Origin of the sequence: Marinomonas sp. THO17 (assembly GCF_040436405.1) — a bacterium.
Lineage (GTDB): Bacteria > Pseudomonadota > Gammaproteobacteria > Pseudomonadales > Marinomonadaceae > Marinomonas.
Genome location: NZ_AP031575.1, coordinates 1,544,907 through 1,559,718, shown reverse-complemented (window position 1 = coordinate 1,559,718; position 14,812 = coordinate 1,544,907). Strand labels below are relative to the sequence as shown.

Here is a 14,812-nt window from a genome sequence, read left to right as displayed (position 1 = left end):
TGCCTCACCTTACACTGAGGCGTGGATAAATTAAAACAGCACTCATTTACCTGTTGGAGAAAGCAAATGCGAACGGCTGTGGTTGAAATCGAATATTGTACTTTATGTCGTTGGATGTTGCGCGCTGCTTGGTTAGCACAAGAGCTACTAACAACCTTCGACGATGATATCAAAAGCGTGACCTTATTGCCGAGCCAAGGTGGAGTTTTTAAGGTCCGCGTGAATGATAAAGAAATATGGTGTCGTAAAGCCGAAGAAGGCTTTCCTGAGGCAAAAGTGCTAAAACAACGCTTAAGAGATGTGATCGATCCTCAACGGGATCTTGGCCATTCCGATGTGAAAGACAAAAATACCCGCTAAAGCATCGCGATACGGCCCCACAAAAAAGCGAAGCTATGATGCTTCGCTTTTTTGTTATAGGGCTAGGTATTGGGATTGGGGCCAATACGATTTATTGTAGGGTCAGTTAGGAAATTAGTTAGGAAAAACCTGTTTAAAAGGCTTTACCGCAACTGATTGATACACACCTGCGGCCACATAAGGATCGGCTTCTGCCCACGTTTTGGCTTCAGCAAGGCTGACAAACTCTGCCACAATCAGGCTGCCGGTAAACCCCGCATCACCTGGATTATCTGATTCAATGGCAGGGTTGGGGCCTGCCAGTACCAAACGACCTTGTTTTTGTAGTTCCTCAAGGCGTTCAAGATGAGCTGGACGAGCCGATTGACGTGCGCTTAGGCTGTTAGGTACGTCTTGTCCGACAATGGAATACAGCATTTTAGTTCCTTAATTATTCTTTGTTTTGTAGGTGAGAAGACAGGTAAATGCCCTGCAGAATAATGAATACTAAGGTCATGCCAAGTAGGCCAAAGAGTTTGAAATCCACCCAAATGTCTTCACTAAAAGTAAAGGCCACATAAAGGTTGGTTAAACCTGATAGGATAAAAAAGCCTACCCATGCCATGTTTAGGTTGCGCCACACTTTGAAAGGAAGTTCCAATTTGTCGCCCATCATGCGTTGCAGTATGTTTTTATTGCCAATAAATTGACTGGCAAAAAATACAATGGCGAACAAACCATTGACTACAGTGGGTTTCCATTTAATGAAGTCTCCGTCTCCCATCATCACAGTGGCGCCACCCAGTAAAACGACAAGGGCTAATGAGACCAGATGCATTTTTTCCACGGTTTTGTGTTTTAGCCAAGTATAGCCGACTTGCAATAAGGTGGCTGGGATCAACACAGCGGTGGCGATAATAAGATCGTTTGTCATTTTATAAACAACAAAGAAAATAACGATAGGTAGAAAGTCGAATAGTAATTTCATATAAAAACCAATTTATGTATGCTGACTTATAATAACCGTCATTTCCTTGAAAAAACAGTCTGTCTATGTCCGATGCTGCGAGTTACCGAAAAGTTGATTTACATACCCATTCCATTCGTTCGGATGGCAAACTGACTCCCACAGAACTGGTTGATTTGGCTGTTGAACAACAAGTCAGCTTATTTGCGTTAACGGATCATGACAGTGTTGCAGGCTTACCAGAGGCAAGACAAAGAGCCAAAGAACAGGGGTTGAGTTTTATCAATGGGGTAGAGTTATCGACTCAATGGCATGGTATCCCTTTGCATATGGTGGCATTGAACTTTGATGAAGAGAATCAGGCCCTGCAATCTGTAGTGACACAAAACCAAAAAATTCGTCTTGAACGAGCTAGGCGCATTGCCGATTTGTTGGTTAAACAAGGTTTGCCTGATTTGTATGATGAAGCGTTTGCTTTGGCGGGAGATAGCCAACTTGGGCGACCCCATTTTGCTCGATTGTTGGTGGAAAAAGGCTTAGTAAAAGATGCTAATAAAGCCTTTGACCGCTACTTGGGAAATAAGCGTTTAGGCAAGTTACGAGATGTCTGGCCTGAGTTAGAAGAGGTGTTGAATCAACTTTCTGGTCAAGGGATGGAACTGATTTTGGCGCACCCCAAACGCTACCCTTTAACGGTAACAAAATTGCGTCGTTTATTGGCAGATTTCGCACGCTGGGGGGGAACTGGAATTGAAGTGGTATCGGGTAATGAAAAGCCGGATCATGTTCGATTGTTAGAAAAGTTGTCCACTCAATTTTCTTTAAAAGCGTCCGCTGGTAGCGACTATCATGGTCCGTTTGGGCCTTGGATGCAGGTGGGTAAATACACACAAATTCACGCCAGTGAGGTGGATTTGGTATGGCAAGATTGGTGAAGTCTTTAGTTGTTCTTTAATAAATTGGAGGGCGTCGTTGATAAAGTTGATTTGTCTGCAATGCCAGTCGTAAATATATGTGGGAAGGCAATATGAGTCAGTTCTTTCAAGTTCACCCTGAAAATCCTCAAGTGCGTTTGATTAAACAGGCCGCTGAGGTAATTCGACAAGGGGGCGTGGTTGCTTATCCTACGGATTGTGGTTACTCGCTGGGTTGTCATCTCGGCGACAAAGCCGCGTTGGATCGAATTCGTGCCATACGTCGTTTGGACGATAAGCATAATTTTACCTTGGTGTGTCGAGATTTATCAGAAATTTCAACTTATGCGCGTTTTGACAATCGTTTATATCGCTTGTTAAAAAAAAATACGCCGGGTCCTTATACCTTTATTTTTCAGGCGACCTCAGAAGTACCGCGTCGCTTATTACACCCAAAACGCAAAACCATTGGTATTCGAGTGCCGAATAGTCGAATTGTATCGGCTTTGCTAGAAGAATTAGGGGAACCGATGATGAGTGTCTCTTTGATTTTGCCTGGAGAATCGGATCCGATGACGGACCCTTATGATATTCGCGATACTTTAGAACATGCTCTAGATTTAGTGATAGACGGTGGGTTTTGTGGTTTGCAACCGACCACAGTGGTAGTCATGGATGCTGATCAAGTAGAAGTGGTTCGCGTGGGAGCTGGTGATACCTCTCCTTTCATGTAAATTGTTGTATTAACAGCTGTTAGCGCTGGATTGTCTGTCCTATAATTACCGACATTTAGTAAGTGTATTATCAATCTGGGTTGCTGAGAAGCATCCCCAAAAGAGGTTCCGAATGGACGAAAAGTTACAGAAAGTATTGGCACGAGCAGGGCAAGGTTCTCGTCGTGAAATGGAAAATCGTATTCGCGAAGGTCGTGTCATGGTAAACGGCGAAGTTGCGACCTTGGGAGACCGTGTCAGCGTTTCTGACAATATCACCTTAGATGGCTATCCAATCACCACCACGGAAGCGGGTGAGAATCGTCGAGTGATTATTTATAACAAGCCTGAAGGTGAAGTTTGTACCCGCAAAGATCCTGAAGGCCGTACTACGGTTTTTGAAAAACTGCCCAAACTGCGTGGTGAGCGTTGGATTGCTGTGGGTCGTCTGGATATTAATACTTCTGGTTTGTTGTTGTTCACCACCGACGGTGAATTGGCCAATCGTTTGATGCATCCGTCAACGGAAATTGACCGTGAGTACCTAGTGCGTGTGATGGGTGAGGTGACAGATGAGCATCTGGAAAACTTGAAGAAAGGTATTCAATTAGAAGATGGTCCAGCGAAATTTACTGATATTGTTGATGGCGGTGGTGAAGGTATTAACCGTTGGTTTTACGTCTGCTTGATGGAAGGTCGTAACCGTGAGGTGCGTCGTCTTTGGGAATCCCAAGGACTGAAAGTAAATCGTTTGAAGCGTGTGCGTTTTGGCCCAGTTTTCTTACCTTCCAAAGCCAAAGTGGGCCGTTGGGTGGAAATGGAAGAACAGGAAGTTAATGCCTTGTGTGATATGGTGGATTTGCAAGTTGCAACCGTAAAACCCAAAACGCAGCAACAAAAGTTGGACATCAAGCGTAACAAGAACAAAGCAACGGCGGGCGGCGCCCGTCGAAGTAACAAAGGTTTTGATTGGCAATCCAGTGATAAACCGGAATTTAAGCCTAAAAAACCAGGTAAAAGATCGTTTCGATAAGTATGAATAAATTGGGAGAGAGTTGAAGCATGGTTCGCTGGATACTTGTGTTGATTGTTGTACTACTCGCAGGCTTCTTTGGCTATGTTAAATTGAACAGTCAAATGCCTGAGGGATTAGGAGTCACAAATGGCCAGTTAAAAGTCTGTCCAGAGTCGCCAAACTGTGTTTCTACTCAGGCTGACCCAGCTGATCAGGAGCATTACGTTGAGCCATTTGTGTATTCGGGTTCCCGAAAAGACATACAGCTGCGTGTGGAAGCCCTGATGTTGGAGCAGGGAGCCAAAATGGTTAAAAATACCTTTGGTTATGTTCACTTTGAAGTAAAAAGCGACATTGTTGGCTATATTGATGATGTAGAGTTTTACTTTCCAGAAGGTGACAGCGTGGTCCATATCCGCTCGGCGTCACGTCTGGGATATTCTGATTTTGCAATTAATCGTGACAGAGTTAGACAAATTAAAAATCTTCTAGTAGATTGAAGTTAGGTAAATAGCTTTCTAACTAATTAAAACATAAGCAGAAATTGGACGAGGACTGCCCATGAGTGTGAATGAAGACCAAACAATTCTAATTGTTGAGGATGATGAGCGCTTGGCCTCGCTCACTCAAGAATACTTACAAAAAAATGGTTTTACAGTAAGCATAGAGCCAGATGGCCGCAAAGCCATCAGTCGAATTGTTACCGAACAGCCTTCTCTGGTGATTCTGGATTTGATGCTACCCGGGGCAGATGGATTTACTGTTTGTCGCAGTGTTCGCAATGATTACAAAGGCCCGATTTTAATGCTGACGGCTCGCAGTGACGATGTGGATCAAATTCTTGGTCTTGAAATTGGTGCAGACGATTATGTCTCCAAGCCTGCTAAGCCTCGTGTTTTATTGGCTCGAGTGCAATCTTTACTACGTCGCAGCACACAAGATGTGGATCTGACCAGTGATGTGGCCAAGGAAGAACAAAATTTGGTTTTTGGCCCACTTAAAATTGATAATTCCCGTCGTGAAGCTTGGTTAAACAGTGAAGAAGTAGAATTAACCAGTGCCGAATTTGATTTATTGTGGTTATTGGCTAGCAATGCTGGACGAATCTTGAGTCGGGAAGAAATTTTTGGTGAATTGCGTGGCATTGAATACGATGGTCAAGATCGTTCTGTGGATGTGCGTATTTCTCGAATTCGTTCCAAAATTGGCGATGACCCAATTCATCCTCGTCGAATAAAAACCATCCGCAGTAAAGGTTATTTATTCGTAAAAGAAGTTTAATCACTAATGCGTGAAGAAATGTGGCGACTGTATCGACACCTTATTATTGGAGGTGTCATTATAGTGTCGGCTTGCTATGCCGTAATGGAATTCACGCAAATCCGCTTTAGCGCCTTACGTACAGAACAACTGCTGTGTGTGGATGCTGAATTAAGTTCGGTATTATTACTGTCTGGGATTGAGACTGAGTTAAATGAGTCTCTTTTTAACTGGACAGTAAAACCCACCGAGACTTATAACGTCGATCAAATTACCCAGTTAATCGCTAATAAAAGTTGGTTTAAATTGCCTGACGGTAGTTATCAATTGGCTTTAGGCTATACAGATGCGCCGATACTGATAGGTCGGGCTTCGGCTAAGCAGACCTTTTTTAAAATGGGTATAGAGCTAAGAAAGATAATTTATTCAGATGCATTCACAATAGAAGATAAAAAGCGGCTATTTTCTGCTATGTCTTGTGTTTCCATACAGCCCATTGAGAGCAATATGGATAGAGATTTAACTGGAGTCGTACGAGTAGAGGGCATTGACAGTGACTATGGCTACATATGGAATTTTGCCGATGATGAAACACCTGTTTATATAGCGGTTGAGGAAGAGGATTACCTTTCTTTTTCTTTAATTGTAGTCTTGGTTTGTGGTGTGGGTATCACCATTATGTTGGTGTTGATATGGCGAGAATTATTAAGTTTAGATTTTAAACGTAAAACATTTGAAAGTATCACACGTCAAATTGCTCGTGGCCGCAGTGGCCTGCCTAAAGGGATTCCAGACAGCAGCGGAACGCTAAAGGAGCTGGCCTATTCCTTTGACTCTATGTCGTCCCATATCCAGAGATTGTTGAAAGTACAGCGTGAAATGATCAATGCTATCTCTCATGAGTTGCGGACTCCGATTGCACGCTTGCGTTTTGGTCTGGAAGTAATGAAAGATGAAGTGGATGAAGAGGTAGCCTCAACGGTCGAGGCACTAGAAGGGGATGTAGAGGAACTTAATACCTTAGTCGACGAAGTATTGACCTATGGCAAGCTGGAAGACGGTTCGTTGGCATTGAATTTTAGCGAAATTGAGTTGTCTGAATTGATCGAAGGAATATTACAGCACAATAATCCTTTGCTTAAGCATTTGGAAGTGGAAGTGCGCATGGATGAAGAAGACTTGGTTGTTGCGGATGAACATCACCTTAACCGAGCTTTGCAAAACTTGATTTTGAATGCGGCCAAATACGCCGCGAAGAAAATTACCATCACCTTTACACAAGACACGGAGCGTTGGCAGGTAGATATTGAAGACGATGGCCCTGGAATCGCGTTTGAAGACAGGGATAAGGTGTTTATTCCTTTCCAGCGTTTGGATAATAGCCGTACCCGTGCATCGGGAGGGTATGGTTTAGGGTTGGCCATTGTGCAGCGTATTGCCTTTTGGCATGGTGGAGCCGTCTTAATTGACGCCAGTGAAACGGGTGGCGCTAAGTTCAGTTTAATCTGGTCGCGCAGTCAGCATCAAACCACTTTGTCCTAGCAGTCAGCATCAAACCACTTTGTCCTAGTTGGCTTGATGCTGATCACTTTGCTTGTGATGAGAGTGATTCATTATACTTTTTTTCAGCCTTTGAAAGACCTTAAAGCTCTGGCGCTAAAATGCCTTTGAGGTTTTTAAAGCAGGTTTTAGACGCCGTATTAATCAAATCTTCCATATAGGCATTGTCTCTTTGGTCACGACGAATAGCCAGATACAACTTGCACCAAATGCCTTCTTCGCCCAGCGATTTGGTAATCACATATTGGCGATTGGTGTATTCTGTGAGAGCCCAATTTGGTAAACAACACACACCGCGACCGCTGGCTACTAATTGCATCATCATTAAGGTTAATTCACTGTGACGAATCTTAGCAGGTGCAATGCCTGCTGGGTTGAGAAAGTGTTTGAAAATATCCAAGCGTTCTACTTCTACTGGGTAACTGATCAGGGTTTCATTGGCAAAATCCTCAGCCACCAAAAAGTCTTTTTTCGCCAGTGGGTGATGACGTGACAGCGCCACTTGAGATTCGTATTGAAACAATGGAATGTATTCAATATTGGGAATGTCTTGCGGGTCTGAGGTCACCACCAAATCCAAATCACCCCGGGCCAAAGCGGGTAATGGCATAAAGCCAAATGCTGTTGATAAATCCAGTTCTACATCGGGCCAATGCTCTCGAAAATGATCTATGGTTGGCATCAGCCACTCATAGCAACTGTGGCATTCAATCGCAATGTGTAAGCGACCACTTTCGCCTTCAGCAAAACGCTGAATATCACGTTGCGCAGAGCGAAAGGACACCAATACATCGTCGGCCAGTTGTAAAAGTCTCAGTCCGGCACTGGTAAATCGTACTGGCTTGGTTTTACGAATAAAGAGCGGGCAGCCTAATTTTTCTTCTAGATCTTTAAGCTGGTGTGACAATGCAGACTGAGTCAAATGCACGCGCTCAGCGGCTTCAACTAGGCTTCCTGTCTCTCTTAATGCGGTGAGAGTTTTTAAGTGTCGAACTTCAATGATGCTCATGGTAATTCACTATATATGAGTTTTATTCAATGCTCGCGATAGAAAAAAGCTCGTTTCAACTTGAGTTCAAACGAGCTGGTCTATTGTCTTAGCGACAAAGCAAAAATTCAAGTAAGGCTTTTTGTGCGTGTAGGCGGTTTTCAGCTTCGTCCCACACCACTGAGTCAGGGTGATCTAATACGCCAGCGCTCACTTCTTCACCACGGTGAGCTGGTAAGCAATGCATGAACAGAGCATCTGGGTGTGCTTTTGCCATCAGAGCTTCATTGACTTGGAAACCATCAAAGTCTTTCAGACGTTGTTCCTGTTCGTCTTCTTGACCCATAGAAGCGAACACGTCTGTGACAATTAGATCCGCATTGCTTGCTGCTTCATGGGCGTTGTGAGTAATGGAGACTCTGTCTTTATGTTCCGCCAGCAACTTAGCGTCTGGCTCATAGCCTTTTGGACAGGCGACAACCAGATTAAAGTCCAACATAGCAGCAGCATTGATGTAGGAATTACACATGTTGTTGCCATCACCCACCCAAACCACTTTCTTACCCTCAATAGAGCCTCTGTGCTCTTGGTAGGTTTGCATATCTGCCAATAATTGGCATGGGTGATAATCGTCTGTTAAGGCGTTAATCACAGGCACGGAGGAATATTTTGCAAAGGTTTCCACTGTTTTGTGATCAAAAGTACGAATCATTACCGCATCGACCATACTGGAGATAACGCGTGCACTGTCCTCGACGGGTTCGCCACGGCCTAGCTGAGTGTCTCTTGGCGACAAGAATAAGGCGTGGCCACCAAATTGTGCCATGCCAGCTTCAAAAGAAACGCGAGTTCGTGTTGATGATTTTTCAAAGATCATCGCCAATACTCGATTTTTTAAGGGTTGAAATAGAGTGCCTTCTCGATAAATTTTCTTAAGCTCAGAAGCTCGAAGCAGTAGTTTTTTTAACTCGTCAGAGGATAAATCCTTCAGAGTAAGAAAATGTCTTGGCGACACGAGATGACTCCTTAATTGTCTTTTGAAAAGGTAATCGAGCAATTTAATACACTAGACTATGTGAGTAAAGGGGCTTTAATGGGATAATGTGTAAACGAAAGCGAGGTTGTGGGGTTGTAAATGACCTATGAGACCCCATAAACTGGTGCAACTTTACAGAACAATCGACACTGATACCCAAAGGCTTTTGTGTAAAATGTTTATTTTCGGGTTCGGTGAGTATAAGGAAGGTAGGATCTACAGGCTGAAACCAGTGGATTTTAGTGTATCTTCCTATAACCAATAGCGAGGTTTATAGCGTGAGTAATACTATCGAAACAATCAAAGAGCAGATTACTAATAACGATATTTTGTTGTACATGAAGGGAAATCCTCGTGCACCACAATGTGGTTTTTCTGCTCAAGCAGTGCAAGCTTTAATGTCTTGCGGCGAACGTTTTGCTTTCGTGAATATTTTGGATAACCCAGACATTCGCGCAGAATTACCAAAGTATGCTAACTGGCCAACCTTCCCACAGCTGTGGGTAAAAGGTGAGTTGGTAGGAGGCTGTGACATTATTGTCGAAATGGCCAGTAATGGTGAATTGCAAGAACTCATCAAAGAAGCGGCGGGCAGTTCAGAAGAATAAGCCTTTGTATTTTTCTACTGCCCAATACTTTTTAAACTAAGGAAATCAAAGGAGACACTTGTATGTCAATTTTAGTCGGAAAAAAAGCACCAGATTTTACAGTTCCAGCGGTATTGGCTGACGGTCAAATTGTTGATTCTTTCAACTTAGCAGCAACCATCAAAGGTAAATACGCGATCGTATTCTTTTACCCATTGGACTTCACTTTCGTATGTCCGTCTGAAATCATTGCTATGTCTCACCGCATGGAAAAATTCCGTGCAATGGGTGTAGAGGTAATTGGCGTGTCTATTGACTCTCATTTCACTCACAATGCGTGGCGTAATACACCTGTAGATCAAGGTGGTATTGGTAAAGTTGAATACACACTGGCTGCGGATATGGATCATGAGATTGCTAAAGCGTACGGCATCGAATCAGAAGGTGGTGACTCTTACTACCCAGCTGGTGTAGCAATGCGTGCGTCTTTCGTGATTGACCAAAAAGGTATCGTACGTTCTCAAGTGGTAAACGATGAGCCTATCGGTCGTAACATGGATGAATTAGTACGTATTGTTGATGCACTACAATTCTTTGAAGAAAACGGCCAAGTTTGCCCAGCGGGTTGGAACAAGGGTGATAAAGGTATGGAAACGTCGCCAGAAGGCGTTGCTTCTTACCTTGCTGAGAGCGCTACATCCCTATAATTCCTTTGCTGTTATAGACAGCAAATGAAGAAAATAAAAACGCACATTCGAAGGAGTGTGCGTTTTTTTATGAGGTGGAGAAGGTCAGATATATGGTGTCCTAGTATCGCTTCACTTCTTCGTATAACTCAAGGGGTAAATCGTCAGGGTCGGCAAAAAAGGTAAAACGTTTTCCGGTTATCTCATCCACACGAATGGCTTCTGTGACTATGCCTTGTTCATTCAAATAGCGCACACTTCCATCAATATCCGTAACGGCAAATGCTAAGTGACGTAAGCCTTGTGCTTCAGGGCGCGATGGCCGTTGTGGTGGATTAGGAAAAGAAAACACTTCCAATTGCGTATTATGGTTGACGGCCAGATCCAACTTGTAGGATTGTCTTTCTTCGCGATAGGTTTCACTTAAGATAGCAAATCCCAAGATGTGGTGATAAAAGTGTTTTGACACTTCATAGTTGGAGCAAATTATAGCGACATGATGAATATGGGAAACTGCAAGCATATGACTCTCTAGTGGCTAGATTGTTCGTTTAGCTCGTTGGCAACGTCAATGACTTGACGTCGAAACCAGATATGGCTGGCATCATGATGAAGTAATGGGCTCCAGATCATTTGCAGCTCAATTTTGGGGATATCAAAAGGCGGCTCTAGGATAACCAAATCTGGATTTTTTTTGTTCACCATGGCCACTTTCTTCGGTAAGGTGGCGATCAAATCTTGTTCCAGAGCCAAGTGCATGGCGGTGTGATAGCTGCGGGTAAACACACGAATGCTGCGTTTTTTATCAATGGCTTGTAAAGCTTCGTCCACCCATCCCAGCTTTTGCACATCGGTGGGATCCATGCCGACACCAATGCCGAAGCCGGTTTTACTTACCCAAATATGCTGAGCCTGCAAGTAGGCTTCCAAATCAAAGTGATCTTTGATCGGATTGTCAGCGCTCATCATGCACACAAAGGTATCTAACCAAACACTTTTTTGATGAAAGGATTGTGGTAATTCTTCAAAACGATTAATGGCCATATCGATTTTTCCCGCCTCTACATCATGAAAAGTCACGTCACTCGGCGTCATGATGTCTAGCGTAATGCCAGGTGCGTATTCACGAAGGCGATTAAGTAAACGCGGAATCACAGTGGAAGCCGCATAGTCACTGGCCATAATGCGAAATACTCGAGTACTGGTGCTTTCGTTAAAATCGGCTTCGGGCTGTAAGGCTTCTTCAAGATCGAGTAAGACTTTGCGTACTATGGGCTGTAAGCGTAAGGCTTTTTCTGTGGGCTTCATGCCTTCACTAGTGCGTACTAGTAAGGGGTCATTTAACAAATCGCGTAAACGCTTTAAGCCGTTACTCATGGCGGGTTGGGTAATATTGAGCTTGTTTGCAGAGCGTGTGACATTGCATTCACGTAATAGCACGTCTAAATAAATGAGTAGGTTTAGGTCGATCTTATTAATATTCATATAATTGTGTGATGTTACTCCATTATTTTTATTCGTCAGACATTACTCAGTGCCGGAATGGTTTTACACAGGTCAATAAAACGTTGGGCATTTTTCGTCAGTGCGGTATTACGAGGTGTGACGATCAGTAAATTACGATTGAGCTTTAATGGTGTTTTATAAAGACGAATCAAGTCAGCATTTAATTCTTGAGAAATGGCCATACGTGATAAACAGCCTAACCCCATTTGATGAATAACAGCTTGTTTAACGGCTTCCATATGCGCTAAAGACAGGACCACATTGAGTTGCGGTATTTCTGCCCCCGTGGCTTGTTCTAAAATGTTGCGTGTGCCCGAACCAGATTCACGCATCACCCAATTGGCTTGTTTTAAATCCTCCCATGAAAGAACCTCGGGGCGATCTTCTTTCGTAGAACCGAATACAACCAACTCATCTTGTAGCCAAACTTGCGTCATCAATTCAGCGTGTTGACAATAGCCTTCAATAAAACCGACTTCTGCTTTCCCCGTTAGCAGTTGTTGAATCACACTTTGTGTATTACCAATATCAAGATTAAAACGAATATTGGGATGTTGTTGTTTAAAAGTAGACATCTGCTTTGGTAACAAGTAATTACCAACGCTGACACTGGCCGCAAGGTGTAAGGAGCCACTGAGTTCATCATCATTGCCCATGCTTTCTATCTGCTCTATCTGGCTCAGCACAGAACGCGCCTGAGGCAATAAGTGCCTAGCTTGCGGCGTAATTTGTAAGCGCTTGCCATGACGACGAAACAAGGGGCGACCAAGAAGTGCTTCCAATTCACGTAAGGCTTGACTGGCAGCGGGTTGACTGATGGCAACTAACTCAGCAGCAGCGGTCACTGAACCTGTGTGCACAACGGCTTCGAATATCTGTAGTTGTCTAAGTGTGATTCTCATGCGCGATGCATTACCTTGTTATGCGAGCTAATAAAGTGTTTTAGGAAAGGTGCAAACAAACTTACTGTTTGCCATCTAGTCAGAGGGAAATGCACTTCCTTTTGTTTCATTGTCTCTAATCATAAACCGAAATGATTCTTGATGTGGAGCTTTCAGCAAAAATGACCAAATAAAATAATCTCATTCGATATTGTTGGAAAGTCCTTAAGCTTTACTAGCAGCCTGCTTTTTACTTTCTTGTTTCGATTGGTAACTTTTATAGAAATTCAATCTTAAGGCGGAGTAGTATTAGAAAAGTGTTGAAAAAACGTACTGCTCAATTGTTGAGCAATAAGGCTTAAGAAGGTCTGCAGAAATGTAGGGTAACAGAGCAACAGAGTTACCATGGCGGTCGCCAGTGATGTGTTCGTAGCTTCCTTCACCTTAGTCTTTTTGTGTTGTGGTTAGTACGTGGTTTATCCCAAAGAAATTGATTTTCTAGTGTGATTGATTAGTTTGAAAGGTGACGTCTCTAATGGATTCTCTTCCAACGGTTTTAATAGTTGATGATGTACCGGAAAACTTACGTATTTTGAATGACGTAATAGCATCATTAGATTGTCAGGTGGCTGTGGCTACCTCTGGCGAACGGGCACTTGAATTACTTAATAGAACACAACCTTGTTTGGTTTTGTTGGATGTGATGATGGGTGGCATAGATGGTTTCGAAACTTGCCGTCGTATTCGTTTATTAGAACAACATAAAGAGTTACCTGTTATTTTTGTGACAGCGTTGGCAGACGACATATCGCTTGGTTTTGAGGTGGGTGGTAATGATTTTATCAGTAAGCCATTTCGAGTCGACGAAGTGCGTGTCCGAGTACAACATCAGCTTGAGAAATATCGTCTACTCCAAGAACTGAGAGAATTGACCATCACCTTGGAAGACAAGGTCCATGAACGTACGGCGGATTTAAACTTACTTAATCGAAATTTGCGTAAAGAAGTAAACGAACGACGTTATATGCAAGATAGGCTCAAGTATCTGGCGCAGCATGATTTTGTTACTCAGTTATATAACCGCGATGCACTGGATGAACACGTAACTCATCTGATCTCCGATTTACCGACTCAGCCTGCAAATGCACCATTATCTTACTTTGCCTTGCTGGACATTAATGAATTTAGATTAATTAACGACTCCTGTGGTTGTATTGCCGGTGATGAACTACTGCATCAACTGGCTGAACTGCTGGCTGAGCAAATTGACCCTAAGCGTGATTTCTGTGCACGTATGAGTGGGGATAAGTTTGTCGTGGTATTGGATAACGGTGGCGCTGAAGCTGTGGCGTCATTCTTCCGTCTGTTTAATCAAGCGTTAGAAGCCTTTACTTTTGTATGGGACGAACGACAGTTTCGTATCAGTGTGACGCAAGTTGCCTTGCCCTTAACTCAGCAAATTTCTTCTTTTGAACAGTTGGTCATGTTGGCAGATGAAGTGTGTTATGCCTGTAAGAAATCAGGTGTTAAAACCCGTGTCATAAAAGATGCCGATGACATGGAATTCAAAGAACACAGGGGCAACTTGAATTGGGGATTACGCATTATTGACGGCTTAGAAAAAGACCTATTTGAAGTGCATTTCCAACAAGTATGTTCATTGACTCAAAGCCGATCGAAAAAGAAAATCGAGATTTTGGTGCGTCTCAAAGACGAGGTGAATGGTGGCTTAATTTATCCTAATGATTTTATTCGTGCCGCAGAGCGCTTTGGCATCATTTCGAAAATAGATCGCTGGGTGATTCAGCATACTATGCGAGAGTTGTCGAAACGAACCCAGTTATGGGAAGACATAGATCAAGTCGCTATTAATATTTCTGCTTTGTCGGTTCGTCAGGCGAATTTTTCTGGTTTCATTATTGAGCAGTTAGAAAAGTATCAGTTGGATGGAAGCAAGTTTTGTTTTGAAATCACTGAAACGGAAGCTCTAAATAACTTTAATGACACTCGAAACTTTATGTCATTGTTGCATGAACAAGGTTGTACCATCGCACTTGATGACTTTGGTACGGGTTTTTCTTCATTCGCTTACTTGATGGATTTGCCTTTTGATCTGATTAAGATAGACGGAATCTTTATTAAAGACATGCATCAAAATGAAATTCACTTTGGCATGGTCGATTCCATTGTCAAACTCGCCAAAATGCTGAAAAAGCCAGTCGTTGCAGAATTTGTAGAAAATCAAACCATTGTCGATTTACTGAAATCTCTGGGGGTGGAATGGGGTCAAGGCTACCATTTTCACAAGCCCGAAAAACTGTGATGGATTGAGTGAATTAAGTCTTCACTAAGGAGCAAAA

The 14,812-nt window shown here is 43.1% G+C and carries 17 protein-coding genes; 10 read left to right on the top strand and 7 right to left on the bottom strand.

Annotated elements, in window-relative coordinates:
* The first annotated feature begins 66 nt into the window (after nt 1–66).
* Nucleotides 67–360, top strand: coding sequence for a SelT/SelW/SelH family protein (locus ABXS85_RS07345; RefSeq protein ID WP_353669390.1), 294 nt, complete (start codon nt 67–69; stop codon nt 358–360).
* A gap of 114 nt (nt 361–474) precedes the next feature.
* Here the strand turns inward: ABXS85_RS07345 and ABXS85_RS07340 are convergent, their stop codons facing one another.
* Both ABXS85_RS07340 and ABXS85_RS07335 read right to left on the bottom strand, forming a co-directional pair.
* The gene (locus ABXS85_RS07340) at nt 475–777 is read right to left on the bottom strand and encodes a YciI family protein (RefSeq protein ID WP_353669389.1); all 303 of its coding nucleotides are present in this window, start codon (nt 775–777) and stop codon (nt 475–477) included.
* 13 nt (nt 778–790) lie between these two features.
* Nucleotides 791–1,327, bottom strand: coding sequence for a septation protein A (locus ABXS85_RS07335; protein ID WP_353669388.1), 537 nt, complete (start codon nt 1,325–1,327; stop codon nt 791–793).
* Between the two features lie 65 nt (nt 1,328–1,392).
* On the opposite strand from ABXS85_RS07335, the gene ABXS85_RS07330 reads away from it, so the two are divergent.
* From ABXS85_RS07330 to ABXS85_RS07305, 6 genes are all read left to right on the top strand, one after another.
* A complete protein-coding gene (locus ABXS85_RS07330) occupies nt 1,393–2,241 on the top strand; it encodes a PHP domain-containing protein (protein ID WP_353669387.1) in 849 nt (282 codons plus the stop codon).
* 92 nt (nt 2,242–2,333) lie between these two features.
* Nucleotides 2,334–2,954 (top strand): L-threonylcarbamoyladenylate synthase, encoded by a 621-nt coding sequence (locus ABXS85_RS07325; protein ID WP_353669386.1) that lies wholly within the window; start codon nt 2,334–2,336, stop codon nt 2,952–2,954.
* 112 nt (nt 2,955–3,066) lie between these two features.
* The gene (rluB, locus tag ABXS85_RS07320; RefSeq protein ID WP_353669385.1) at nt 3,067–3,966 is read left to right on the top strand and encodes a 23S rRNA pseudouridine(2605) synthase RluB; all 900 of its coding nucleotides are present in this window, start codon (nt 3,067–3,069) and stop codon (nt 3,964–3,966) included.
* Nucleotides 3,967–3,995: 29 nt separating this feature from the next.
* A complete protein-coding gene (locus ABXS85_RS07315; RefSeq protein ID WP_353669384.1) occupies nt 3,996–4,448 on the top strand; it encodes a DUF1499 domain-containing protein in 453 nt (150 codons plus the stop codon).
* 61 nt (nt 4,449–4,509) lie between these two features.
* The gene (locus tag ABXS85_RS07310; protein ID WP_353669383.1) at nt 4,510–5,229 is read left to right on the top strand and encodes a response regulator; all 720 of its coding nucleotides are present in this window, start codon (nt 4,510–4,512) and stop codon (nt 5,227–5,229) included.
* Between the two features lie 6 nt (nt 5,230–5,235).
* Nucleotides 5,236–6,750 carry an ATP-binding protein gene (locus ABXS85_RS07305; protein ID WP_353669382.1) on the top strand — a complete coding sequence of 505 codons (1,515 nt, stop codon included), beginning with the start codon at nt 5,236–5,238 and terminating at the stop codon, nt 6,748–6,750.
* A 100-nt stretch (nt 6,751–6,850) separates the two neighbouring features.
* On the opposite strand, the gene ABXS85_RS07300 is transcribed toward ABXS85_RS07305, so the two are convergent.
* A complete protein-coding gene (locus ABXS85_RS07300) occupies nt 6,851–7,777 on the bottom strand; it encodes a LysR family transcriptional regulator (protein WP_353669381.1) in 927 nt (308 codons plus the stop codon).
* Nucleotides 7,778–7,865: 88 nt separating this feature from the next.
* Nucleotides 7,866–8,771, bottom strand: a complete 906-nt coding sequence (gene argF, locus ABXS85_RS07295; RefSeq protein ID WP_353669380.1) for an ornithine carbamoyltransferase — start codon at nt 8,769–8,771, stop codon at nt 7,866–7,868.
* Nucleotides 8,772–9,070: 299 nt separating this feature from the next.
* Here argF and grxD point away from each other — a divergent pair, with 299 nt between their 5' ends.
* A complete protein-coding gene (gene grxD / locus ABXS85_RS07290) occupies nt 9,071–9,400 on the top strand; it encodes a Grx4 family monothiol glutaredoxin (RefSeq protein ID WP_353669379.1) in 330 nt (109 codons plus the stop codon).
* A 62-nt stretch (nt 9,401–9,462) separates the two neighbouring features.
* On the top strand, nt 9,463–10,086 hold the full coding sequence (locus ABXS85_RS07285) for a peroxiredoxin (protein ID WP_353669378.1): 624 nt from the start codon (nt 9,463–9,465) through the stop codon (nt 10,084–10,086).
* 100 nt (nt 10,087–10,186) lie between these two features.
* Here ABXS85_RS07285 and ABXS85_RS07280 read toward each other — a convergent pair whose 3' ends face one another.
* The 3 genes from ABXS85_RS07280 to ABXS85_RS07270 are packed head-to-tail and all read right to left on the bottom strand — an operon-like array spanning nt 10,187 to nt 12,473.
* Complete coding sequence (locus ABXS85_RS07280; protein ID WP_353669377.1) at nt 10,187–10,588, bottom strand: VOC family protein; 402 nt, start codon at nt 10,586–10,588, stop codon at nt 10,187–10,189.
* A gap of 8 nt (nt 10,589–10,596) precedes the next feature.
* Nucleotides 10,597–11,550, bottom strand: coding sequence for a LysR family transcriptional regulator (locus tag ABXS85_RS07275; protein ID WP_353669376.1), 954 nt, complete (start codon nt 11,548–11,550; stop codon nt 10,597–10,599).
* A gap of 35 nt (nt 11,551–11,585) precedes the next feature.
* Nucleotides 11,586–12,473 (bottom strand): LysR substrate-binding domain-containing protein, encoded by an 888-nt coding sequence (locus ABXS85_RS07270; RefSeq protein WP_353669375.1) that lies wholly within the window; start codon nt 12,471–12,473, stop codon nt 11,586–11,588.
* 514 nt (nt 12,474–12,987) lie between these two features.
* Here ABXS85_RS07270 and ABXS85_RS07265 point away from each other — a divergent pair.
* Nucleotides 12,988–14,775 carry an EAL domain-containing protein gene (locus ABXS85_RS07265; RefSeq protein ID WP_353669374.1) on the top strand — a complete coding sequence of 596 codons (1,788 nt, stop codon included), beginning with the start codon at nt 12,988–12,990 and terminating at the stop codon, nt 14,773–14,775.
* Nucleotides 14,776–14,812: the final 37 nt, after the last annotated feature.